This window comes from Rhodococcus sp. K11/5, from assembly GCF_055193735.1.
The window spans coordinates 359,770-382,384 of sequence record NZ_CM143721.1 but is presented as its reverse complement, the minus strand read 5'-3'; the positions used below and the strand labels follow the sequence as shown (position 1 = coordinate 382,384).

Here is a 22,615-nt window from a genome sequence, read left to right as displayed (position 1 = left end):
CCCAACCCCGACCGTCCGGGAAGCCGGGGCACGTCACATGGCCTGTGCTGCGGGCGTGTCGAGTGGGTCGTCCAGGGGCGACGCAGGAGCGTCGACGCGACGTGCTGAGAGGTGGTTCCAACCGAGCGCTAGGACACCGGCTACAGGCATGGCGATAGGTCAGGAACGGCGTCGCTCCCTGCGCAGGAGGGAGCGCAGAGTCTCGGCGTTCGCGTAGCCGACCCGTAGCGCGATCTCGGCGGAGGTGAGGTCCGTGGTTGCTGAGAGGTGCCGAGCTCGTTCGATGCGAAGCCGTTGGACGAAGCCGAGCGGAGTGAGGTTGAGCGCCGCACGGACTCGTCGTTCGAGGGTGCGCCGGCTGGTGCCGAGCGACTGCGCGACGAAGGCGACGTTGAACGGTTCGTCCAGGCGGGCGCGCACGAAGCGTTCGAACTCGACGACGATCGGGTCCTCGTGCCGGAGATGTTCGTAGGCGACGAAGGCCGCCTGCGACGGACGCTCGTCGATGATGAGGAGCTTGGCGACATGTTGGGCCAGGTCGGGGCTGATCGATCGCACGAGTGAGAGCGCGAGGTCGATGTGGGCGAACGCGGCGCCGGCGGTGACGAGGTTCCCGTCGACCACGACCATGGTGTCGAGATCGAGGGCGACGGTCGGATAGCGCTTCAGGAACTCCGGCCCCAGGAACCAGCTGGTCGTCGCCCGCCGATGATGCATCCGTCCAGTCTCGGCGACGGCGAACACGCCGGTGCACGCCGCGGCGATCCGGGTGGTCGCGTCGTCGAGGCGCCCGAGTGAGGCGATGACCGAACGTGCATCTCGGCTCTGGAGGGCGTCGTGGGTCGCGGCGGCCGTGAGGGTTCCAAGCGCAGGGACGACGACCACGTCGAACTCTCCGGACTCCGACAGCGGGTGGTCCACCGACAGGGTCATCGATGCCGTCGTGGTCACTCGCCGTTTCGGTCCGAGGATGGCGAGTTCGATCGGGTCGATCCGCGGGTCGACATCGCCGCGGGCTCCGTCGGCCACCCGCACGATGTCGATGACCGACGCGACCGCCGAACCGAAGCAGCCGTCGATCGCGATCAGTCCGATACGCATGGCGCGAACAATAGCAATACTGTCGTATACGCCACTCCCCACCGGCCCTCGCTCGTCATACGCTGAACTCGCCCCACGAAGAACCCCGACTTCAAGGAGAACCCCTCATGTCCACACCCGCATCACTTCCGTATGCCTTCGTCGCCAAGATCGTCGCGGCCGATGGACAGCACGACGCGCTCGCCGATCTGCTCGCCGGCGCTGTCGCACTCGCCAACGAAGAAGTAGGAACGATTGTCTGGTTCGCGGCTAGGACCCACGCCGACACCTTCTGGATCTTCGATGCATTCCCCGACGAGGCCGCTCGCGACGCCCACGCCAACGGCGCCATCGTCGCAGCCCTGATGGCCAACCAGCACCTCCTCGGGGCAGCACCCGAGATCCTGGCGGCCGACGTCCTCGCGTCCAAGCTCCCGTAGTCCGCCAACGCACGAGACGATCGCGCCCCGCCGAGCCGTCGGACCCGACCGCCTCGACACCCGCACCACGTTGACGATCCCCGACGGGCCGATCACGAGGAGGCCAGGCAACACCAGGCGCAAGCCTGGAGCGGCACTGTTTCACCGGTGGTCATCGAGAGAGCCAGCGCGGTTCCATGGCAGCGCAACTGTGTCAACTTGCCCTCCGTCCCGCGAGGCGCGCCGTGGGCGGGGTCGTGGTTGCGATCCGTTGCCGTGACGGGAGACGCGTTGCGCGTCGCAGCGATGACGGGTCGTTGGCGTTCCGGGGCGTTGCGTTCGTGCGCGCCGCGCGTGGGCATGGAGCATCTCGCTGCGCACACAACGATCGCTGCGCCGACGCACCGTTGACACCTCGCACGTCCAGGTCGCGACACAACGCCACGCTGCGTTGCCGAGCGGAGCGAGGCCTATCGGCACACGGACAGGATGCCGGCCGCGAGCGCTCAGCCGGCGAGGGGTCCGTCGCAGAGGAGAGCGACGTCGGTGTCGGGCAGAGCCGTGAGGCCAGCGCATCGCGCGACCACCAGAACCGAACCGCTCCTGCCCTGCGTTTGCGCAGGTCAGGGGCTGTTCGCCGGAGCCGCCTGTCGGAATCGAACCGACGACCTAATCACGTCGGCTCTGCGTCTATCGCTTGATGCGCCCACTGGGTGAACGAGCCGCTGACCTGCGCAAACGCCGAGCGTGGGGGACGCTGCCATCCGGTGGTGACCGACGACGACCGACCAGTACCGACCGTTTTACCGGAGTTTCACCGGAGCTCGCGGCGGCGTCGAAGCCGAGCAAGCTCCATTCTTTAGCTCACCGCGCCTTGCTCCTCACCGGTCCCGTCGTCGTCGAAGACGTTTCAGGGCTCTTCCCAGGTGAGGGTGTAGGTCGGCCGGGCGCGTCGGTCCGCAGATAGACGTCGAGGTCTCCCGACGATGGAGGTTCCTACGCCATCCATCCGAAAGACCTCGACGTGTCCGACGCTACCCCGCCGGCCGGCTTCGGCCGCCCTGACCTGACCGCCTTCGCTCGACTCGACGGCCTCGGTCTGAGCGTGACCGGGCAACGACTTGAACCGGATCGTGCGGTCCTCGCGTGCCGCGTGGTGGAACCAGATCAGTGGTGCCGACGGTGCGGCAGCGAAGGCGCTGCTCGTGACACCGTGATCCGGCGGTTGGCCCACGAGCCACTGGGCTGGCGACCGACCGTGCTGGAAGTTGTAGTGCGCCGCTACCGCTGTGCCGACTGCGGACACGTGTGGCGCCGAGACACCAGCGCCGCGGCGGAGCCACGCGCGAAGCTCTCGCGCACCGGGTTGCGGTGGGCGCTGGAAGGGATCGTGGTCGCACACCTCACCGTCGCCCGTGTCGCCGAGGGACTCGGGGTCGCGTGGGACACCGCCAACAACGCGGTCCTGGCCGAAGGCAAGCGGCTGCTGATCAACGACCCCACGCGGTTCGAGGGCGTGAAGGTCATTGGCGTCGATGAGCACGTCTGGCGCCACACCAGGCGTGGCGACAAGTACGTCACCGTGATCATCGACCTCACCCCGGTCCGCGATGGCTCCGGCCCAGCAAGGCTGCTGGACATGGTCGAGGGCCGGTCGAAGGCGGCGTTCAAGACCTGGCTCGCCGACCGCGACGACGCCTTCCGTGACGCGGTCGAGGTGGTCGCGATGGACGGCTTCACCGGGTTCAAGACCGCCGCTGCGGAGGAGATCCCGGACGCGGTCACGGTGATGGATCCCTTCCACGTCGTGCGCCTGGCCGGTGACGCCCTCGACAGGTGTCGGCGCCGGGTCCAACTCGCGATCCACGGGCACCGTGGGTTCAGGGACGACCCGCTCTACAAGTCGCGGCGCACGCTGCACACCGGCGCGGACCTGCTCACCGACAAGCAGAGCGACAGGCTACGCGCGCTGTTCGTTGATGACGCTCACGTCGAGGTCGAGGCGACCTGGGGTGTCTACCAGCGCATGATCGCCGCCTATCGCCACGAGGACCGGCAACGTGGCCGCGAGCTCATGGAGAAGCTGATCACCGACCTCAGCGCCGGCATCCCCAAGGTGCTCACCGAGCTCACCACCCTGGGCCGGACCCTGAAGAAGCGAGCCGCCGACGTGCTCGCCTACTTCGAACGACCTGGCACCAGCAACGGGCCGACCGAGGCGCTCAACGGACGGCTCGAACACCTGCGCGGCTCCGCACTCGGGTTCCGCAACCTGACCAACTACATCGCCCGAAGCCTGCTCGAGACCGGCGGCTTCAGACCCCAACTCCTACACCCCCGATTGGGATGAGCCCTGAAACCTCCGCGGAACGGTGGTAGCGGACGACGACGGGCGATACGAGATCATCACCATTCGTCCAGCGCCGTACCAGATTCCGACAGATGGCCCCACCGGGGAGATGATCGAAGCAACCGGTTGGCACCCCTGGCGCCCAGCGCACTTCCGCTTGGGGGTGAGCGCGCACAATAGGCACCCGATCATCACGCAGCTCTACTTCCAAGGTGGTGACTGGATCGACGACGATGTCGCGTCGGCTACTAAACCGGAGTTGCTGCTCGATCCCCGAACGGACTCCAACGGGCGCGAGGTAGTCGAGTATGACTTCGCGCTCGATCCCGAACAGAGCTGACCGACCCCGCGGTGAGCGCCGGACGCCCGGCGCTCACCGCGGTTGGTTTGCCTGAGAGGACACGATCATGAGCACTACATACTCGACAGAGGGTGTCATCGACTTCGTGTCGATGCTCGACGGTCACCCGTGCCCCATGCTGTCGCAGACGGCTGCTTCACGCCAGCAAAGCAGTGAACCGCCAGTCGAGTACAGCGTGTGCTGCGCCGTCGCGGTGGGCATGCACGATCGACCGTAGGTCCGCTGCGACACCCGATCCTGCGGGCTGCGAGTCGATGACCTCCAGAGAGCTGGTGAGGGTGTCGCCCTCGTGGACCGGCCCGGTGTGGTCGCAGGACTGCCAGCTCAGTACGGTAACCAAGGCCGGGAGGGCGCGAGTGGCTTGCGCCAGCGCGAGCCCGATGGTGTGACCGCCGTATACCAACCGCGATCCACTCACCCTCTCGTCGTGGTGTACCGCCGCGACGTTGAGTGTCACCCTTGCCAGTTCAGGTGCGCTGGTGACCACATCGCCACTGGAAGTGAATACTGCACCGATCTCGGGCCGGCCTGCACCGCTCGAACCGAGTCGTTCGGCGAAGGCTGCGAGGTTCCATTGGGGAAGCGTGGCTGCGGTATCCGAGTGCACGCCGATGGTGGACAGATCGTCTCGACGGGTGGTCCGCTCAGGATCGGCGAGCGGGCTCAGGGCCAACATGGCGCATCGGTGAAAGTCCAGGACGATGCGGTCGTCGTGATCGGTGGTGACAACGCGTAAAGCTGCCAGGCCGGTCGGGGATTTGCCGGGTTTAGCCGTGTTGTCTTTCAACCCGACGACCTCGGTGCGCGTGTAGAGCGTGTCACCGAGGTGCGGGAAGCGGCCGAAGGTCAAACCTCGGTAGAACAGATTGGCCTTCACGTGGTGTGTCGCGAGCGTCGACTGCCCGATCGCGACGTCCCAGACCAGCGCCGGATGTGCCACTGCAGCAGTGTTGCCCGTGACCGACGCGCCGAGGTGGTGATCCATTGGCAGCCGAAGGCGGTCTCCCAGGATTGCCTGATGCGCCGCTGCGAGTCCATCGGTCAGGGTGACTCCCGGAGCGTCGTCGAACACCTGCCCCTGCGCGAGCTCGTCGAACCACGGACCGCCGACATGGGTGGCTGATTTGTTGTTCACGTGCTCTCCTGACGTGGTGACAGTGCTCGGTGCAGCGTTCGCCGTGCCGCTGCGACCACTGCCTCGTCCAACATCTGTCCATCGAGTGCCACCGCGCCGTCATGCGTTGCGGTCATGAGGTCGATGACACGTCGGGCGTAGTCGATATCAGCGGCGGACGGGGTGAATGCGGCACGGGCGTAGGCAATCTGGGCGGGATGGATCACCCATTTTCCGTCGAAACCCAGATCCCTCGTCCAGCTGGTAGCGGTGCGGAAATCGTCGTCGTCGTGCAAACCGAGGAACGGTCCGTCCACCGCCTGGATCCCGGCAGCCCGCGAGGCGATCAGCAATCGGTCCTGTACGTGCAGCCAAGTCGTCGGGGGAAGAGCGCGTGTGCGTCCCAGTTCTGCTCCCAGATCGGCGTACCCCGGCACCAAGGCTTGTAGGCGGTGGTGGGCGACTGCGATGTCGTCGACCGCTTGGACGCCGCGGGCCGTCTCGATCAGTGCCTGGACGCCGACGGTGGAGTCGCCCAGACGTCCCACGGCGTCGACGACGTCGTTGGGCGAGTCGACTTTTGGGACCATGACCGTGTCTGGTCCGGCAGGGCCGAGAGCGTCTAGATCCGCTGTGTACCAACCGGTTCCACGTGCATTGATCCTTACCGAAATTGCGGGACCGGTTCGGCGACGTCCAGCCAGGACTGCGACCGCCTTCGCGCGAGCGTCACTTTTGGCAGCGGGGGCTATAGCATCTTCGAGGTCCAACATGACCTCGTCGCAGTCGGCAGCGAGGGCTTTCGCGACCATTCGCTCGTTCGACGCGGGCACCACGAGGACGACACGTCGTGGCGGGAGCGGAGCCAGTTCTACGCTCATGACACCGCCTTGCCGACGACACCGTCGGCGACCAGGCCGGCAATGCGGGCGACGTCGTACCCCGCCCACTCAGCCAGAACGATGGCGCCGTCACCGCCGAAGGTGGGAGCAGGTCTGGCCGGGGTGTAGTGACCGGACCACCTGAGCGGTGACCGCGGTGACAGCATCTGGCCGATTCGGGGCTGGTCGACGCGTTCGACGACAGTCTCGTCGTCACCTTGAGCAGAGGCGACATCCACGAGATCTCTGTACGGGCTCCACAGGACGCGGGTTCCCTCGAACACGCGAGTAATCTCCTCGAGTGTTCGCGCGGCGAACCATGGACGAATTACGGCGCTGATTGCGTCGCGTGCGGCATAGCGATCAGCTTCTGCGGTGAATTGCAGACCGAGATGCTGTTCGAGAGCGGCTAAAATACCGGCCGACCCGGTGACCTCGACCAACGCCGACCATTGACCGGCAGTCAAACCGATGACCATGACCGATCGTCCGTCGGTTGTCGTGAAGTCGTCACCGTAACTGCCGTAGAGGTTATTGCCCTGCCGTGGTCTCGCGCGTCCCCGTGCCTCGGCTTCGGCAATCCAACCGAGACTCGCGACAGCGGACAGGGCGACGTCGGCGAGAGCCACATCGATGAACGCGCCTTCTCCGGTGCGTCCTCTGCGGTGCAGTGCGGCCACGACGGCGAGGGCCACCTGCGAACCGGTGAGCAGGTCCCACGCCGGCAGAACGTGATTGACCGGCGCAGTGACCGTTTCGGGACCGGTCATCATCGGAATGCCCAGACCGGCGTTGACTGTGTAGTCGACCGCAGGAGCGCCCCCGGGGCCACCGGAGATGTGGACATGCACCAGGTCTGGGCGGAGTGCGGTCAGGGTGTCGTGCGCCAACCACGTTGCGTGGTGGACGTTTTCGATCAAGACTCCACCGTTGGCACCCGGCGCCGTGATGAGATCGCGGACCACCTCGCGTCCCTGCTCGCTGCGCAGATCGACCGCCAATGACTTCTTTGCCTGGTTCAGTCCCGCCCAGTAGTAACTCGCGCCGGTCTCGTCGATAGGCCACCGGTTACCGTCCACGGCGCCGCGAATCGGGTCGACGCGCACGACCTCGGCACCGAGCTCGGCAAGTGTTCGTCCAGCGGTCGGACCCGCCACGAAGCTGCACATATCGACCACCCTGGTTCCGGTGAGCGGCCCGGCTGTTGCGGTCATCTCGTTGCCTCGAAAAGTGCGGTTAGGCCCTGCCCTCCGCCAATACACATGGTTTCGAGACCGAAACGCACGTCGCGCCGCCGCATCTCGCGGAGCAAGGTGGTGAGTATGCGGACACCCGTGGCACCCACGGGGTGACCGAGGGAAATGCCCGAGCCGTTGACATTGGTTCGCGCGAGGTCGTTCGCACCGAATCCCCATTCACGGGTGCAGGCGAGCGCTTGTACAGCGAACGCTTCGTTCAACTCGATCAGATCGATATCGGCAAGTGCCAATCCAGCGCGGGCGAGCGCCCGCGCTGTGGCGGGCACGGGCCCGATACCCATCCGCGATGGTGCGACGCCCGCAGAAGACCACGTGAGCAATCGAGCGTAGGCGTCGACGCCGAGCCTGTCCGCGGTGGCTCTCGTCATCACCAAACATGCAGCGGCACCGTCATTCTGACCACTCGCGTTACCGGCAGTCACCGTGGCGTCGTCGTCGGTGCGGGCCATGATCGGACGCAGACGGGACAGCGACTCGGCGGTTGTGTCGCGTCTTGGATGCTCGTCACGGTCGACGATGAACGGATCTCCACGTCGTTGTGGCACGGAGACGGGCACAATTTCCTCCGAGAACGCGCCACTGTCGATGGCGGCGACCGCCCGTCGGTGCGATTCTGCGGCGAACTCGTCCTGCTCGGCACGGCCGATCGAGTACTCCCGCCGTAGGTTCTCGGCAGTCTCGAGCATGCCGCCGGGGACCGGGTGGTTCCGTCCACCTGCCGTGACCCGCCCGCGGGCGAGTCTGTCGTGAAGGGCGGCGGGCGCTCCCTTGGCGCCCCATCGCATCGACTCGGTGTAGTACTCCGAGCGGCTCATCGACTCCACGCCGCCGGCGATCACGACGTCGGCGACTCCGGTCTGTACCCGCATGGCCGCATCGAGTACGGCCTGGAGCCCACTGCCGCACCGGCGGTCGATCTGTAGCCCGGGAACCGATACCGGGAACCCGGCATCGAGCGCTGCAACGCGTCCGATGGCAGGCGCCTCGCCGTTGGGGTAGCACTGGCCGAAAATGACATCGTCGACTACCGCCGGGTCAATACCACTGCGGCGTATGAGGTCTCCCAGCACCGTCGCTGCGAGATCGGCTGCCGGCACGTCTATGTATACGCCGCCGTATCTGCCCACTGCGGTACGCAGGGGTTCACAGACGACGACGTCGTCTCCTGATTGTTCAGCCTCAAGCCGGCGTGATGTCACGACAGTCCCTTTCTCGGTCAGTCCACCGGCGAGCCCATTCACGGAGTTCGACGGCGCGAATCTTGCTGCCGTTACCACCCACGGTGGTCGGCATCCGGTCGATGACATGCAGAGCGTTCGGCACTTTGAAAGATGCGAGTTCATCTACGCACCACAGCTTCAAGTCGGCAATCGACGCGTTGGCCCCGATGTCGGGCACTACGAATGCCACGGCCTCGGTGTAACCGCCATCGCCTTCGATACCGACCACCTTTGCGGTCACGACATCGGGGTGGGCGGCGAGGCGGTGTTCTATCTCCGCAGGGTCGACGAGAAATCCCCGTAGTCGCAGTGCATCACCCATTCGACAGACGTAGGTGATGCCGTTGCCGACAGCGGCGACCCCGAGGTCTCCGGTACGGAACCACCCGTCGTCGGTGAACGATCGTGCGGCGGCACCGTGGTCACCGAGGTAGGCATCGACCACAGTGGGTCCCCACACTTGAATTTCACCGCGTTCGCCGTGTGGGACGGGTGTGCTGTCGATCGGGTCCGCGAGCCGAATCGCGATGTCGTCGGACACCGGTCTACCACCACCACTCCACCGCACGTGCTCGGTGTCGTCGGTGTTCCAGAACAGCAACAGGGCGAACACTTCGGACGAACCGAAGACACCCGATGTCGTCGTGCCGAATCGGTCTCGGGCCCACTCGGCGATCTGGTGTGAGCGGCCGAGGAAGTCTGCGATGCCGATCCACCGCAGAGAGGTGAGATCCGCGGGCTCGCTCTGCGCGTGCCAGCAGTCGTGGAGGCGTCCGAAGAGGTCGTCTCCACCGACCGCGTGCGTGACCCGGTGCTTGTCCATCCGACCGAGCACCGCGTCGGCGTCGAAGACCGATTCCATGAGAACTGCGGCGCCGCCGGCCAGCGCTGCCATCGCGGTGCTGAAGCCGAACACACCTGAGAGTGGGAGGACGCAGAGCGCGACGTCTCCCGGCGCGATACCCATTCCACGTGCATCGGCGAACGCGTGGCTGACCACTGCGGACTCGCGGTGCGCCGCGAGCTTGGGCGTTCCGGTAGAGCCCGATGTCGTGAAGGCCACCGTGAGCGGATCGGCAGGGTCTGCCCGCAATCCCGCCGCAGTGACTGCTGCGGTCTTCACGAGGTCCGGCACCCGAACCTCCACGATGCCCGACTCTGCTAACCAGACTCCACCGCCCATGTCGCAGGACAACAGGTCAGGACCGTCTGTATCGACCGGTCCGGTGACCACTGCTACGACCGGCGGTGGGGTGTCGACTGAGGTCACCGCCGCGCGCAGGCGAGTCATCAGGTCGAGACCGTGAAACTGCCGAGCGACTGCGACCACGGTCGGCCGCGCGGCGGTGAGTATATGGGCGATCTCCCCAGAGTTGTAGCGGGTATTGACACCGATGACGTGGGCCCCAACTGCTGCTGCAGCGAACTGCCAGACAAGCGTGTCCGACCAGTTCGGCAGCAGGACGGCGATGCAGTGCCCTTGGGTGACACCGACATTGGTCAGTTCGCCTCGAAGGGTGTGAACTCGCCGGCGAAGCGCATCGCGATCGAGTGGTCGGGTGCCGTCAGGCACGATATCGATCGCAGCAACGGCCGTCGGGCTCTGTTCGACGAGATCGTCGAGGAGCTCGGTCAGACTGCGCGGATTGTTCATGATGACGCCGACGGGACTGTGGTGAGCGCCGCCAACCACCGATGGGCGAGAGATCCGAAGTTCTCTATTTCCTCCATGGGATAGTGCCCAACGCCTTCGAGGAGGACGAAGCGGACGGGGTGCTCGTTCGTTTCGGCGAGTGCGAGAGTGGTCCGTTCGATCGTGCGGGCGTCTATCCAGCAGTCCTGATCGCCGACAGCGACAAGGAGGGGGCACGTGAGGTCCCCGTGTCGTTTCCGGAGGTCGTGGGTTCCCCATCCGATCAGATCCGAGGACGAAACTTCAGGGTCTTCTCGCTTGTGCATAGTCGCGATGCGGCGGGCTGCATCGGGCGCGACGTCGGTGCCGACGGATGCCATCGTGCCGAGATAGGTGCGGTCAGCGCGACTGGGCCCGGCGATGTCGTCGAGTTCTCGTCGCAGGCCGCGGAGGTTGACGCCCCCGGGTGCGGTGTCGGCCTCCATCGCGATGGCACCGGCCAGCGGCCGTTGGGGGCGCATCGCAAGATCGAGGGTGATCTTGCCGCCGATCGAGCATCCGAGGACGAGTGGTCGCTCGACGCCGAGCAAGTCGAGTAGCTCATTGATCGTGTCGGCGTAGATCGAGAGGTCCGTGATGGGTCCATGTGCGGAGGGTTCGGATCGGCCGTGGCCGGGCAGGTCCGGGACCACGACGCGGTAACCGTGGCGCGCGAGTTCCGGAGCGGTGTGTCTCCATTGCACTCCGCTCTGTCCGGCAGTGTGCAGGCAGACAGCTGTGGGTAGGTCGATCGTGCCTGCGTCGTCGTCGGGAGTGTGAATCTCGACGAAGATCATCGCGTCCCGGACAGTGAGGTATCGTGCCTCGATCATGATGCGGGCCTTTCGTTGCGCTGCCCGGCAAGGGATTTGACGTGCGACATGATGACCGACAGCGGGCGGGTGAGGCGTACGTACTCGTATCCGTTCCCGGCCGAGGAGAAGTCGCCGCTGATGGCGCGACGCATGAAGTCGTTCGTTCGTCCGAGGGCGATGTCGCACCACTGCTGCGCAGAGGCGACGAACGTGAAGGTGGCGCCCGCGGGTGTCCGGGGCGCGACATCGATGACGCTGCCGCGGTAGATCCGTAGGTGGATTTCACGGGTGGAGGAGCCGATGTCGTTGCAGCGCAAACCGATGGAGCCGTCCCATGTAGAGAGTGGCGCTGTGAACTCGAGATCTTCGTTGAGGGAGTCTCGCAGAAGTGCGCCCCACTGCGATGTGCAGAAATCGGTATGTGGGGAACTATCGGCGTCGACGGGCCAGGACCACAACTGCTCACCGTGTGCAACGGCCTGCCCGGCTGTGTCGGTGATTTCTACTGTTCTAGCGACCTGAGTGTCTGCTGCGCGGTGCACTCGGGTGATCACGGTGCGCGCTCCGATCGTTCCCGTTCCGATGGCCTGCGCCGACTCCCATTGCGAGGACAGGATGCGTGCGCCCTCGGGGGCGGGGGTGAGGACGTCTGCCAGGGCGGCGAAGATGGCCGACGAGTTCTCGGTGAGGGTGACGCGTGCCGCGGTGAGGAGGTTCGCCGCGGTGCAGTCGGCGGTAACCTCGGCGCGGTCTCCGACTCGAGTCGCGCGCGGACGAGCGTCCGTCTCCTCCTTGCGGGGGCGGATGTCGGTCATGCCGGTCCTGCTTGTCGGCCCAGCAGCTCGTCGGAAATGATGCGCATTTGGATTTCGCTGGTTCCCTCGAAGATCTTGGTAAGGCGCGCGTCGCGCCAGTGGCGTTCCACCTGGAAGTCGGTCGTGTAACCGGCGCCGCCATGAATTTGCACCGCTTCGCTGGTGACCCGCTCGGCCATTTCAGTGGCGACCAGCTTGCACATCGAGGCCTCCAAGGAGCACCGGCGTCCGGTGTCGATATCGGTGGCGACGGAGTACATGAGTTGCCGGGCAGCTTCGATGTCAGCGGCCATGGAGGCCACCTTGAAACGCAAATGCTGGAAGTCGGCCAGTGCTTGCCCGAACTGTCTGCGGGTGTGCAGATACGCGATGGAGTCCTCCAACGCCGCACGTGCCAGCCCGATCGCTCGCGCCGCGGTGTGGGCACGTCCGACTTCGAGGCCACTGACGGCGAGGTAGAAACCTTTGCCCTCCTCCCCCAGCATGTTCTTCACCGGTACCCGAAAGTTGTCGAACGCGAGTTCCCAGGTGTTCCAACCGAAATACCCGATCTTGCGAATCTTGGTCCCGCTCACACCGTCCGGCAGTACGCCTCGCTCCTTGTCGATGAGGAACGTACTGATGCCGCGGTGGGGCTTGGCGGGATCCTTGACCGGATCCGTACGCGCGAAGAGAACCAGATAGTCGGCTTCGTCAGCGTAGGTGCACCACATTTTCGTACCGTTGACGACCCAGTCGTCGCCGTCACGAACTGCGCGGCAAGAGATGTTGGCGACGTCCGAGCCGGCTTCTGCTTCCGACAATGCATAGGCGCCCAGGTAATCACCTGCGGCGACGCGGGGCAGAAGCGCTGCCTCCTGCTCTGGCGTGAAACCTCCACCCATGCCGTTTCCGCGTGCCAGGAGGCCGGACACGCTCATCCATGCCCGCGACAGCTCTTCAGCGACCAGGCAGTACTCGAACACACCTAGTCCTAGGCCACCGTGTTCTTCGGGGACCATGATTCCGAAGAACCCCATTGCCGACATCTCCGCTTTGAGAGAGTCCGGGATGGTTCCCTGCACGGGGTCGAGTTCGTTCGCCACGGGGAGAACTCGTTCCATCGCGAATTCGCGTGCGAGATCACGGATGGCAAGGCGATCCTCGGTGAGGTGGCGGGGAGAGTCCGTTCGGGGCTGAGACGGCCGGTGAGTCATGGCGCACTCCTGATGCGGAAGGGCAGCGGGTTAACGCTTGTTCATATAGATGAAACCACTCCTTCGAGGTTCCCGTCAACGGTTCCTCCGTCTCCGCCGTCCTTGAAGCCCATCAAGTTCAGCGCGTAGCTCGCGTAACTATCGGCCACCTCGCGAGCACCCAGGGGGCCATCGTCTCGATACCAGAGCGCGATACCGGCACACATCGACAGCACGGCCGTGACAGCTTGATGAACCCGGGACACGTGAAAGTCTCCGCTGCTCACACCGTCCTCTGCCAGCAGAATGAACTGATGCTCCTGTGCATCGCGTGAGCCGACAACGCGCCGCCGGTCGACCTCCTGCAGGTAGCGCAGTTCGGTGTTCGCCACCAAACACTCACGCGCCCTGGTCGCGGTGTAGTGAGCATGCGCGCCGACCGCTGCGGTCCACCGTGCGGCCGGAGTGGGTTCGGCCCGACGGACTGCATTACGAGTTGCGGTGAACTGTTCGTCACTGGCGGCGCGCAGTATTTCGACAAGTATCTCGTCCTTGTTTTCGAAGTGATTGTACACGTTGGCAGCGCTACACCCTGCGTGTTTCGCGATATTCCGCACAGTCGCTGCATGAAATCCGAAATCGTGGAAGTCCTGTAGCGCAGTGTCGAGAATGCGCTGGCGAACGGTGCGGTGGTCACCTTCGACTGTTCGAGTGTTCATGGAGGCAGCCTAGTTTGCGCCGTGTCGCGCTCGCTAGCTGTAAAAGTCGACCTCTTGACGGCGTCCGGTCCGGGTCGTAGATTCATCGCGACATGAACGCTTGTTCATCAAAAAGACATCCAGAAGGGATGCCATGACGACGCAGATCGACGATGAATCCGTCGCGGACCGCCTGACCCAACTCGAGGATCTCGAAGCGATTCGACTTCTGGACGCCCGGTACTGTCGCTACCTCGACGACGGCCACTGGGACGACCTCCTGGGCCTGTTCACCGAAGACGGGGAATTCGACGGGCTCTCACACCCCGTCGGTAAACCCGCCATGACCGAGTTCTTCGCCGGCCTCGCTCACGGTGGATTGACCGAGTTCTGGCACTTCGTCACCAACCTCGAGATCGAGATCGATGGTGATACTGCTGTCACCCGCTCGTTTCTGTGGCAACCCTGCGTCCTGGATGGAGTCGCGTCCATCGCCGCCGGCCGCTACACCGATAGCTTGGTCAAGGAGGACGGGCGGTGGCGCTATCGCGTCAAGCAGGTGCGATTCCATTTCTTCGGCCCACTGGATCAAGGTTGGGCCGACAACAGTTTCGGGCTCGAGTCCGCCCAGCGCGCTGCTGTGCAGCGATGAGCGGGCGCTGGATCGACATTCTGGGACTACCCGAGCTCATCGAACTACGTCGGCGACGCCGCGTGGTCACCGCCTCGCTCGGCGGTATCGCCGCAGCGCTCTTCACGACATTCCTCGTCGGATTCGCCGCGTTCCCGCAGCAGCTGGGTGACCATGATCTGCTCGGTGTTCCGCTCTCGCTGTAGGTGGTCTTCTCCCAGTTCGTCGGAACCTGGGTGCTGGTCTATTCGTACTTCCGGGCCTCGCGCGTCTACATCGCGCCGGCAGTCGACGCCGCTCTCGCCGCGATCGATCCCCCGACTGCAACGCCCAGCACCGGCTCGACCGCGCGAAAGGCGACGTCATGACCTCCGAAACCAACTATCTCGCGGTCAGTGTCTGCGTCGCCGTGATCTCGCTGACCCTGTGGGTCACCTTCGCGGCGTCCCGCCGCAGCCGCAGCGCCGACGGATTCTTCGCGGCCGGCCGATCCATCACCGGTTGGCAGAACGGATTCGCCATCGCCGGCGAGTTCATATCTGCAGGCAGCTTCCTCGGAACCACCGGCCTCATCTTCTATAAGGGCATCGACGGTGCGGTGATCCTGTGTACTTCCGTCGTCTCGTTCCTTCCGGTGCTGTTCTTCCTCGCAGAGAAGATGCGCAACGTCGGGAAGTACACGCTCGCAGACGTTCTCGTCTTCCGAACCGGCGCGCGACGGGTCCGAATCGTGGTCGCGCTCAGTACCATCACCACCGGAATGTTCGTTTTGCTGGCACAACTCGTCGCGGCCGGTGTGTTGTTGCAGTCGGTCTCGGGCATCCCGTTCGGTTTGTCCGTCGTCGTAGCCGGAACGCTGATGGGCATTTACGTGTTCGTCGGCGGCATGCTCGCCACGACATGGGTCCAGGTTATCAAGTCGACTATCCTCGCGGCCCTGGCAATCATCGTCGGTCTCGGAGTACTCGCACGATTCGGCTTCGCAGTTCCTGCAATGCTCGGAAGCGCCCAGCAGAACGCCGCTGCCGGTGACGACATTCTGACGCCCGGGCTCATCTTCGGTGAGACCGGTGCACTCAACCTGGTCTCGTAATCCTTGGCATTCGCCCTCGGGACGGCGGGAATGGCCCACATTCTCATTCGATTCTTTACCGTGCCCGAAGCCGCCACGGCCCGGAAGTCCATTGGGTGGACGGTCGGTCTGTGCAGCATGTTCTACCTCATCGTCATCGTGATGGGTTTCGGAGCCGCCGCGGTGCTGGGCCCGGACGGACCCGAGAGGGTCGGCACCGGAGGCAACCTCGCGGCACCAGTGCTGGTGACGGAACTGGGCGGCGGACCCGGCACAATTGGCGGATCCATAGTTCTCGCCCTCGTCGCCGCCGTTGCCTTCGCCAGCATTGTCGCAGTGGTAGCCGGCGTGGTCATCTCGGCGGCAGGAACCTTCGCCCGCGACATCTGGCCGAGCATCACACGACAGGAGGAGACGGAGAACGACGCCCGCGACGCGCGGGTGGCACGGTACGGCGCGGTCGTCGTCAGCATGATCGCCGTCGCCCTGACCATGATGATCGGTGACTCCACTAACCTCGGGCTTTCACGCTGGCGAGTAGGAGCGGCGTGTCAGAACAGAAGAATGGTGCTCTGAGCTGGGAGAATTTGACTTGCGAAGGTCCAAATCCACCCATCACGAGGAGCACCATTCTGGTGAGTCAGTCTACGTCGTCGTACCCACACCTGTCCGTCGATGCCACCGGAACCGGTCTCGTGTCGCACGCCGGAGCAGTCACACTGCTCCGAACAGCAGAGGTCACCGGACTGTCCTCTGCACTCTCGCAAGCCCTCGCTCCGTGGCGTAAACCGTTGGCGCACTTCGACCCCGGCAAGATCGTCCTCGACCTCGCGGTGTCGCTGGCGCTCGGCGGTGACTGCCTCGCCGACATAGGCACCCTACGCGAACACGCCGGGGTGTTCGGCGCGGTGCCGTCCGATCCGACCGTGTCCCGCCTGATCGGAGCGCTCGCCGCAGACGCGCCCGCAGCGCTCACCGCGATCGACACCGCCCGCGCAGCCGCCCGATCGGCGGCGTGGTCGCACGCCGCCGAACAGGCACCCACTCACAACATCGACGCCGACAATCCGATCGTGATCGACCTCGACGCGACGTTGGTGACCGCGCATTCGGAGAAGGAGAACGCGGCTCCGACCTACAAACGTGGCTTCGGATTCCACCCCTTGTCGGCGATGGTCGACCACGGACAGACCGGCACCGGTGAACCCGTCGCCGCGCTGCTACGCCCCGGCAACGCCGGGTCGAACACCGCCGACGATCACATCACCGTCACACGGAAAGCACTGGCCCAGTTATCGACCCACCTCGGCGCACGGCCGGGCAAGAAGGTGCTCGTGCGCACCGACGGCGCCGGAGCGAGCCACAAGTTCTTGACGTGGCTCCACAACAAGCGGGTGTCGTATTCGATCGGGTTCGGGCTGAGCACCGCCACGGTCGCGGCGATCGAGAAGGTCCCCAACTCGGCGTGGGACGTCGCGATCGACGCCGATCAGCGGGTGCGTGACGGCGCGTGGGTCACCGACGCGACCGGCATGCTCGACCTGTCCTCCTGGCCGGCAGGGATGCGCGTCATCGTGCGCAAAGAGCGACCCCACCCCGGAGCCCAGTTGCGGTTCACCGACTCCGACGGCCTGAGGCTGACCGCGTTCGTCACCAACAGCGTCCGAGGAACCCTCCAGAATCTGGAGTTGCGGCACCGCCGCCGCGCTCGCTGTGAGGATCGCATCCGCACCGCCAAGGACACCGGACTCGCCAACTTCCCGCTGCACGGGTTCGACCAGAACCGCATCTGGCTCGAGCTCGTCCAACTCGCGCTCGAGCTCACCGCATGGACACAGATGCTCGCCTTCACCGATCACGACGCACGCCGCTGGGAACCCAAACGGGCACGGCTGCGGGTGTTTTCGGTCGCCGGCCGCATCGCCACCCACGCCCGCCGCACACACCTGCGCCTGTCGAAGAACGCGCCGTGGTCGGCCCTGATCATCACCGCACTGACCCGGCTGGCGGCGCTACCCGCGCCCGCCTGACCCAGACCACCTGCACCGACGACCGGAGAAGAAGCGCCCCGCGGGCCGTGGACCCGAACGCCGAACCGAGCGACATCGGCCAGTCGGGCACGCCCTCACATCGAATCGAGGCCCGACAATCCCAATCTCGAACCGTTCAGGCCAGCACATCAGCTCGACGAAAGATCGAGGCTAACATCACCTATTTTATGGGCATGGCATTCATGGTTGCAGGTAGCGCACACTTGCCCAGCCTTCTTCTGTCCCTCAATTGGAGGCGATTCAATAGCACCGGTGCAGTCTGGGGTATCTCCGTAGGCTTGGTGTCGACAGTGGTCAGTCTGTTGTTCACTGAGGCGCTATGGCTCGGCGACGGTCCGGCACCTCTGACTCTTCAACTACCAGTGGTGATCACGATGCCTCTCGGAGCAGCTGCGGCAGTCTTCGGATCTCTGCTGCACGAGCGACGTCACGGTCCCGCGCACGACAGGGACGAAAAGTTCGCCGAGATGATCGTTCGCGCTGAAACCGGAATCGGCGCGGAAGGAGTGGTGAGCTCGGCCCGGGCGTGACTCACATGTCCGGAGCCGGACCGGACGGTCCATTCCACTTCGATTGCAAGCCGAACTACGACAATATCCGGTGGCGATGCGGCCTAACCGCCACCCACAGTCGTAGTAGCTGTGTTACCGACAGGCCATCGCAGCTCTAGGAAATGTTCGGAACATCGTCGCCGGTTTCCGGGAATCCGGGCTCGAGTTCGTGTCGACAAGTACCTGATCAGGGACAACCGTCCCCAAAGACGAAAGTGACCGAAGAGCAAGTGTTTTCCAAGGTGCTGGTGGCAAATCGCGGCGAGATCGCGATCCGTGCGTTCCGCGCGGCGTACGAACTCGAGGCGCAGACGGTGGCGGTGTTCCCGTTCGAGGACCGTAATTCGGTGCATCGGACGAAGGCCGACGAGGCGTACGAGATCGGTGAGCCGGGGCATCCGGTGCGCAACTACCTGTCCTGAACCCTCGGCGACGACCAGCGCTTCGACCAATTGCTCGATCAGTACAACGGATTCCGGACCGCGATCGATCACCGTGCCCCTATCGAGCAGGCCAAGGGCATGCTGATGGCCGTTCACCGCATCGACGCCGACGCCGCGTTCGCCCTGCTCGCCGAGTGCTCCCAGAGCACCAATCGGAAGGTTCGCGACCTCGCGGTCGACCTGGTCGCGTCGATCACCGGCGCAGACCCCGACGCGACGCTGCCCGAGGCCGCGCGCGCACTGCTCGACCCCGTTCCCACCGGTACACCGACACGGCAGCGCTGACCCCGGGCCAGGGCCGGTCCACTCACCGCAGTTGTCGGTGGTGCTCGGACGAGCACCACCGACACACGGTCACCGACAGGCCAGCATGTGGGGTGTCCCGTCGAGTTGCTGAACCCACTCGGCCGCCGACGAAGGGTGGGCAAGTTCGATCACACCGAAGTCGTGGGTAGACGCATCACCCACGCTGGTTTCTGCACCGGAAGCATTCATTTGTTTCCGAAGTACGAGACGTCGTCATTTCCGATCAGGTCCGGTACGGTCCACCCATCGAGGTCGTACTCGGCCAGGCATTGCTCGGCGAGACCTTTCATGGAGCTGACGCCCCCGCGCGCTTCCGCTGCAAACAGCAGTTCGGCTTTGACATTCTCGTGGTTGCCTGAGTAGTTGCGCTCATAAAGCTCATGGCGACCGCCGAACTCCGATCCGATTGAATCCCAGAGAGCCTTCATGATCTTGACCCGTTCGACGGCGGGCATACCGTCGGATCCGCGGACGTACTTGTCAAGGTAGGGTCGCACATCGGGGCTCTTAAAATCCAGGGAGCTCGACGGGAGGTAAATCAACCCGGACGCGACGTCCTGTTCGATGATCTCCTTGATGCGGGGATATCCGGTCATCATGAACATTCGATAAGTCAAGCCGTACTCCAGTTTGGGAATCACGGTATCGCCGATCCACGGTTCCGGATCGCGCGCCATGGATTCGGTCAGAGACCAGAACAGGTTTCGCCACCCGATCACTTCGCCCACTCGCGTCTGCACTCCGCGAAAGCCCCCAGCTCCGGTGGCGTCAAGGGCCTTCATGAGCAGGCCGGCGATGAAGTCGAGCTTGACGGCCAACCGTGTGCATCCCTGGAAGGTGAACCGGGGTAGGAATCCCGATTGGGGGAAGAATGCGTTGATCTTCTCGACATCGCCGTACATGAACACGTTTTCCCACGGCACCAGAACCTTGTCGAAGATAAAAATAGTGTCATTCTCATCCATTCGGGATGACAGGGGGTAGTCGAAAGGACTGCCCATCACCGCCGCTGTCTGCGTGAAGGAAGAACGACAGATGAGTTTGACACCCGGTGCGTCCATCGGGACCGTGCAGATCAGTGCAAACTCTTTCTTTTTTATCGGCAACCCATAGTGGGCGATGAAGTTGTAATTGGTAATGGCCGAGCCGGTGGCGACGACTTTCGCGCCGGAGACGACGAGGCCGGCGTCGGTTTCTTTCTCCACCTTCATGAACACGTCACCGACCTCGTCAGGCGGCCGCTGGCGGTCCACAGGTGGGTTAATGATCGCATGATTCCAAAACAGAACCTTCTCCTGCGACTCCTTATACCAACGCTCTGCGTTCGCTTGAAAAGGCGAGTAAAGTTCGCTGTTGGCGTGCAGCGTGCCGAGGAAGCTGGCTTTGTAATCGGGTGATCGTCCCATCCATCCGTAGGACATCCGAGCCCAGGCCGCGATCGCATCACGTTCTTTGAGTAGATCCTCCGAGGAATGCGGCGCCTTGAAGAAGGGCATGGTCACCCCTCCGTTGCCGGTGTCGGTTGGGCTGGTGACCGTCTCGACCAGCGGTCCGGTGTGCATCGAGTCGTACAGCCGTGCTGTCATGCGAATAGGGTTACGGAACGCAGGATGTGTGGTGACGTCTGCGATGCGTTTTCCTTGCAGCCAGATCTCGCGATCGTCGCGCAAGGAGTCGATGTATTCATCTCCTGTCATCGGCTTCGACGCGAAGTTCTTCTGGGTGTTGGCGGCCGATTCCGCCGCCAGGTTGACCTTCGTTCGGTCGACCCCCGAATCTTCGGCGGGTGAGTCGGGTCGTGCCTCGGTGGTGGTCATGTTCGTATCCCTTCGTGGTGGGTACCGGTGTTGGTGGCTTGATGAAACGGTGTGAAGATCGTTTTTTCGTCGAACCATCCGCTGTGCGGATCGTCCATGGAGCCGGTCCACGCCGCTGATTCCGACTTAGCCCCAAGGTTATGAAATGTGCTGCGATAGAACAACAACGGATCTTTTCCCGATGACGAGGCGTCGACGATCTCACCAATGAAGATCACATGATCGCCGCCGTCGTACGACGACCATGGCACGCACGAGAAGGTCGCCGCCGAACCGCAAAGGATGGGCGCCGTCGTGCCCTTCATCCAGACGGGCCCCGGCTCCTGAGGCCGTCCGGCAAAATGCAGTGCGGTGTCCACCTGGTCGTGCGCGAGTACGTTCACTGCGAACGGAGCATCGGACAGATAGGCGCAGGCCTTTGATTTTCGTGTCATGGTGACTTGGCAGAGTCGTGGTTCGATAGAGACAGCTGTGAAGGCCGTGACCGTTGCACCATGGGGAAGTCCGTCATGGTTCACACAGGTCACGACGGTGACACCGCTGGCGAACTGTCCGAAGATATTGCGTAGCTCGCCTGGCTGCATCTTGTAACCTCCTGGTGGTCGAACCCGTCGATGCGACCGAACGCTATGACGCCGGTCACGCTGCGCCTAGCCGGATCACGCGGCACAAATCCACAAAGCGCGCCTGCCTTTGGCGGCTACGCAATATCCTCGATTCGTGTCTTGGAACACAGTTGAATGGCTCAGATGCGACACGAGAAGCCAAACCTGCCAGCCTGCCGCCCACAGTGTCCGAGGCCACGATGACTGAGCCCCGCAGCGATCGGACTCTGGCGGACTGGGAAGCCGCGTCGGATGCAGTGTCGGATGCTTACTTCCCCCACCACCTGGAACCCTTGGCGCACCGATCCGCCGCAGGCATGACAGTGGACAGCTTGGACATCGGATTGGTACGGATCGCACACATCACCTGGGGTGCAGACGTCTCGATCGAAACGGATCACCCCGGTGCGTACGCGATCAACGTGCCCCTGTCCGGGTACCTGCAGTCGACGACGCGCACCGGTGAGCAGGTATCCACAGAGGGAATCGCCTCCGTGTTTCGGCCGGACACCGATAGCAGGATCACGAGGTGGAGCGCCTCGTGCGAGATCGTGGGCGTCCGCATCGACAGAGATTTTCTCCACCGGGAAGCAAGTAGAATTCTTGCAGGGCAGGACTTCACCCTTCCCGAGCGGCTCGATCTGACGAGCGGGGCGGGTGCTAGTTGGCTAGAACTCGTCCAGTCACTGTCTCACCACCGTGCGGTCGACGGAGACGTCTGGCGCAACCCTCTGGTAGCGGACCAGTTGAGCGGTGCTGTCGCATCGGCATTTCTCTTGGCCGCCACCGGGCACGACGGGCAAACGCCGGCTCGACCCCGAATAGTGAAACGCGTTCTTGATTTAATGTGTGCCGACCCCAGTCGACCATGGACCGCCGCAGACATGGCCGCCGCCGCCGAGGTCAGCATTCGTCGACTCCAGGAGGGGTTTCGCCAGTATGTAGGGGCCACCCCGAGCGAGGTGCTGCTGAGAATTCGCCTTGAGCGCGCGCACGAGGAACTCCGACGAGGCGACCCCACTCGGCGAGTCGCGGACATCGCGCTCGACTGTGGGTTCACGCATACCGGCCGCTTCGCGGCGGCGTATCGGAATAAGTACGGAGAGTCGCCCTCCACCACCCATCGCAAGTGGGTCTAGGGCAGCTGCTCTACCGCGTTGCGTTAGTGGCTCACGGCACCGAAAGGCCGACGCGCGCTTTACGGACGCCACGTGCGGCGTGGCCGGATGGGCTGACGCTTGGCGTCAACGCCGAAGAGTGCCCTCGGTAAGTGCCTCTAG

The 22,615-nt window shown here is 64.2% G+C and carries 18 protein-coding genes and 5 pseudogenes; 11 read left to right on the top strand and 12 right to left on the bottom strand.

Features of this window, described 5'->3' with window-relative positions:
* Window positions 1–159 precede the first annotated feature (159 nt).
* A complete protein-coding gene (locus tag ACY466_RS01895; protein WP_006247388.1) occupies window positions 160–1,101 on the bottom strand; it encodes a GlxA family transcriptional regulator in 942 nt (313 codons plus the stop codon).
* A gap of 107 nt (window positions 1,102–1,208) precedes the next feature.
* On the opposite strand from ACY466_RS01895, the gene ACY466_RS01890 reads away from it, so the two are divergent.
* From ACY466_RS01890 to ACY466_RS01880, 3 genes and pseudogenes are all read left to right on the top strand, one after another.
* Window positions 1,209–1,520 (top strand): putative quinol monooxygenase, encoded by a 312-nt coding sequence (locus tag ACY466_RS01890; protein WP_006247389.1) that lies wholly within the window; start codon window positions 1,209–1,211, stop codon window positions 1,518–1,520.
* Window positions 1,521–2,523: 1,003 nt separating this feature from the next.
* A complete protein-coding gene (locus ACY466_RS01885) occupies window positions 2,524–3,849 on the top strand; it encodes an ISL3-like element ISPfr2 family transposase (RefSeq protein ID WP_463249370.1) in 1,326 nt (441 codons plus the stop codon).
* 7 nt (window positions 3,850–3,856) lie between these two features.
* Window positions 3,857–4,189, top strand: a pseudogene (locus ACY466_RS01880) (dioxygenase family protein); the annotation flags it as partial.
* 157 nt (window positions 4,190–4,346) lie between these two features.
* Here ACY466_RS01880 and ACY466_RS01875 read toward each other — a convergent pair.
* The 9 genes from ACY466_RS01875 to ACY466_RS01835 are packed head-to-tail and all read right to left on the bottom strand — an operon-like array spanning window position 4,347 to window position 13,880.
* The gene (locus ACY466_RS01875; RefSeq protein ID WP_463249369.1) at window positions 4,347–5,345 is read right to left on the bottom strand and encodes a MaoC family dehydratase; all 999 of its coding nucleotides are present in this window, start codon (window positions 5,343–5,345) and stop codon (window positions 4,347–4,349) included.
* The gene (locus tag ACY466_RS01870; protein WP_463249367.1) at window positions 5,342–6,205 is read right to left on the bottom strand and encodes an HpcH/HpaI aldolase/citrate lyase family protein; all 864 of its coding nucleotides are present in this window, start codon (window positions 6,203–6,205) and stop codon (window positions 5,342–5,344) included. The genes ACY466_RS01875 and ACY466_RS01870 overlap by 4 nt, the downstream gene beginning before the upstream one ends.
* Window positions 6,202–7,419 carry a CoA transferase gene (locus ACY466_RS01865; RefSeq protein ID WP_463249365.1) on the bottom strand — a complete coding sequence of 406 codons (1,218 nt, stop codon included), beginning with the start codon at window positions 7,417–7,419 and terminating at the stop codon, window positions 6,202–6,204. Before ACY466_RS01865 ends, ACY466_RS01870 begins: the two co-directional genes overlap by 4 nt.
* Window positions 7,416–8,663, bottom strand: a complete 1,248-nt coding sequence (locus ACY466_RS01860) for an acetyl-CoA C-acetyltransferase (RefSeq protein ID WP_463249364.1) — start codon at window positions 8,661–8,663, stop codon at window positions 7,416–7,418. The genes ACY466_RS01865 and ACY466_RS01860 overlap by 4 nt, the downstream gene beginning before the upstream one ends.
* Complete coding sequence (locus ACY466_RS01855; protein ID WP_463249362.1) at window positions 8,644–10,338, bottom strand: AMP-binding protein; 1,695 nt, start codon at window positions 10,336–10,338, stop codon at window positions 8,644–8,646. The genes ACY466_RS01860 and ACY466_RS01855 overlap by 20 nt, the downstream gene beginning before the upstream one ends.
* Window positions 10,335–11,189, bottom strand: coding sequence for an alpha/beta fold hydrolase (locus ACY466_RS01850; RefSeq protein ID WP_463249361.1), 855 nt, complete (start codon window positions 11,187–11,189; stop codon window positions 10,335–10,337). Before ACY466_RS01850 ends, ACY466_RS01855 begins: the two co-directional genes overlap by 4 nt.
* Window positions 11,186–11,986: a hypothetical protein gene (locus ACY466_RS01845; protein ID WP_463249359.1), complete on the bottom strand. Its 801-nt coding sequence runs from the start codon at window positions 11,984–11,986 to the stop codon at window positions 11,186–11,188. The genes ACY466_RS01850 and ACY466_RS01845 overlap by 4 nt, the downstream gene beginning before the upstream one ends.
* Window positions 11,983–13,182, bottom strand: coding sequence for an acyl-CoA dehydrogenase family protein (locus ACY466_RS01840; RefSeq protein WP_463249358.1), 1,200 nt, complete (start codon window positions 13,180–13,182; stop codon window positions 11,983–11,985). The genes ACY466_RS01845 and ACY466_RS01840 overlap by 4 nt, the downstream gene beginning before the upstream one ends.
* A gap of 41 nt (window positions 13,183–13,223) precedes the next feature.
* Window positions 13,224–13,880 carry a TetR/AcrR family transcriptional regulator gene (locus ACY466_RS01835; RefSeq protein ID WP_463249356.1) on the bottom strand — a complete coding sequence of 219 codons (657 nt, stop codon included), beginning with the start codon at window positions 13,878–13,880 and terminating at the stop codon, window positions 13,224–13,226.
* Window positions 13,881–14,013: 133 nt separating this feature from the next.
* Here ACY466_RS01835 and ACY466_RS01830 point away from each other — a divergent pair, with 133 nt between their 5' ends.
* The 7 genes and pseudogenes from ACY466_RS01830 (at window position 14,014) to ACY466_RS01800 (ending at window position 18,892) form a co-directional block, all read left to right on the top strand.
* Entirely contained in the window at window positions 14,014–14,511 is a 498-nt protein-coding gene (locus ACY466_RS01830; RefSeq protein ID WP_463249354.1) for a nuclear transport factor 2 family protein, read from the top strand.
* A pseudogene (locus tag ACY466_RS01825) lies at window positions 14,508–14,858 on the top strand (DUF485 domain-containing protein). The gene ACY466_RS01830 and the pseudogene ACY466_RS01825 overlap by 4 nt, the downstream one beginning before the upstream one ends.
* A pseudogene (locus tag ACY466_RS01820) lies at window positions 14,855–16,081 on the top strand (solute symporter family protein); the annotation flags it as partial. The pseudogenes ACY466_RS01825 and ACY466_RS01820, both read left to right, overlap by 4 nt.
* A 116-nt stretch (window positions 16,082–16,197) precedes the next feature.
* On the top strand, window positions 16,198–17,592 hold the full coding sequence (locus ACY466_RS01815) for an IS1380 family transposase (protein WP_463252104.1): 1,395 nt from the start codon (window positions 16,198–16,200) through the stop codon (window positions 17,590–17,592).
* 173 nt (window positions 17,593–17,765) lie between these two features.
* Window positions 17,766–18,143: pseudogene (locus ACY466_RS01810) on the top strand (sodium:solute symporter family transporter); the annotation flags it as partial.
* A 251-nt stretch (window positions 18,144–18,394) separates the two neighbouring features.
* Window positions 18,395–18,583, top strand: a pseudogene (locus tag ACY466_RS01805) (biotin carboxylase N-terminal domain-containing protein); the annotation flags it as partial.
* 33 nt (window positions 18,584–18,616) lie between these two features.
* On the top strand, window positions 18,617–18,892 hold the full coding sequence (locus ACY466_RS01800; protein WP_463249353.1) for an ANTAR domain-containing protein: 276 nt from the start codon (window positions 18,617–18,619) through the stop codon (window positions 18,890–18,892).
* 206 nt (window positions 18,893–19,098) lie between these two features.
* Here ACY466_RS01800 and ACY466_RS01795 read toward each other — a convergent pair whose 3' ends face one another.
* A complete protein-coding gene (locus ACY466_RS01795) occupies window positions 19,099–20,730 on the bottom strand; it encodes a 4-hydroxyphenylacetate 3-hydroxylase family protein (protein ID WP_463249351.1) in 1,632 nt (543 codons plus the stop codon).
* Window positions 20,727–21,314 (bottom strand): flavin reductase family protein, encoded by a 588-nt coding sequence (locus tag ACY466_RS01790; protein WP_463249349.1) that lies wholly within the window; start codon window positions 21,312–21,314, stop codon window positions 20,727–20,729. Before ACY466_RS01790 ends, ACY466_RS01795 begins: the two co-directional genes overlap by 4 nt.
* Before the next feature lie 221 nt (window positions 21,315–21,535).
* Between ACY466_RS01790 and ACY466_RS01785 the strand changes: the two genes are divergently transcribed.
* The gene (locus tag ACY466_RS01785) at window positions 21,536–22,474 is read left to right on the top strand and encodes an AraC family transcriptional regulator (RefSeq protein WP_463252103.1); all 939 of its coding nucleotides are present in this window, start codon (window positions 21,536–21,538) and stop codon (window positions 22,472–22,474) included.
* Window positions 22,475–22,615: the final 141 nt, after the last annotated feature.

Coding starts and splice junctions, on each gene's coding strand:
- ACY466_RS01850 (WP_463249361.1), bottom strand. CDS start 11,189: ATGATCGAGGCACGATACCTCACTGTCCGGGACGCGATGATCTTCGTC.
- ACY466_RS01890 (WP_006247389.1), top strand. CDS start 1,209: ATGTCCACACCCGCATCACTTCCGTATGCCTTCGTCGCCAAGATCGTC.
- ACY466_RS01840 (WP_463249358.1), bottom strand. CDS start 13,182: ATGACTCACCGGCCGTCTCAGCCCCGAACGGACTCTCCCCGCCACCTC.
- ACY466_RS01845 (WP_463249359.1), bottom strand. CDS start 11,986: ATGACCGACATCCGCCCCCGCAAGGAGGAGACGGACGCTCGTCCGCGC.
- ACY466_RS01790 (WP_463249349.1), bottom strand. CDS start 21,314: ATGCAGCCAGGCGAGCTACGCAATATCTTCGGACAGTTCGCCAGCGGT.
- ACY466_RS01865 (WP_463249365.1), bottom strand. CDS start 7,419: ATGACCGCAACAGCCGGGCCGCTCACCGGAACCAGGGTGGTCGATATG.
- ACY466_RS01895 (WP_006247388.1), bottom strand. CDS start 1,101: ATGCGTATCGGACTGATCGCGATCGACGGCTGCTTCGGTTCGGCGGTC.
- ACY466_RS01835 (WP_463249356.1), bottom strand. CDS start 13,880: ATGAACACTCGAACAGTCGAAGGTGACCACCGCACCGTTCGCCAGCGC.
- ACY466_RS01870 (WP_463249367.1), bottom strand. CDS start 6,205: ATGAGCGTAGAACTGGCTCCGCTCCCGCCACGACGTGTCGTCCTCGTG.
- ACY466_RS01855 (WP_463249362.1), bottom strand. CDS start 10,338: ATGAACAATCCGCGCAGTCTGACCGAGCTCCTCGACGATCTCGTCGAA.
- ACY466_RS01785 (WP_463252103.1), top strand. CDS start 21,536: ATGACTGAGCCCCGCAGCGATCGGACTCTGGCGGACTGGGAAGCCGCG.
- ACY466_RS01795 (WP_463249351.1), bottom strand. CDS start 20,730: ATGACCACCACCGAGGCACGACCCGACTCACCCGCCGAAGATTCGGGG.
- ACY466_RS01830 (WP_463249354.1), top strand. CDS start 14,014: ATGACGACGCAGATCGACGATGAATCCGTCGCGGACCGCCTGACCCAA.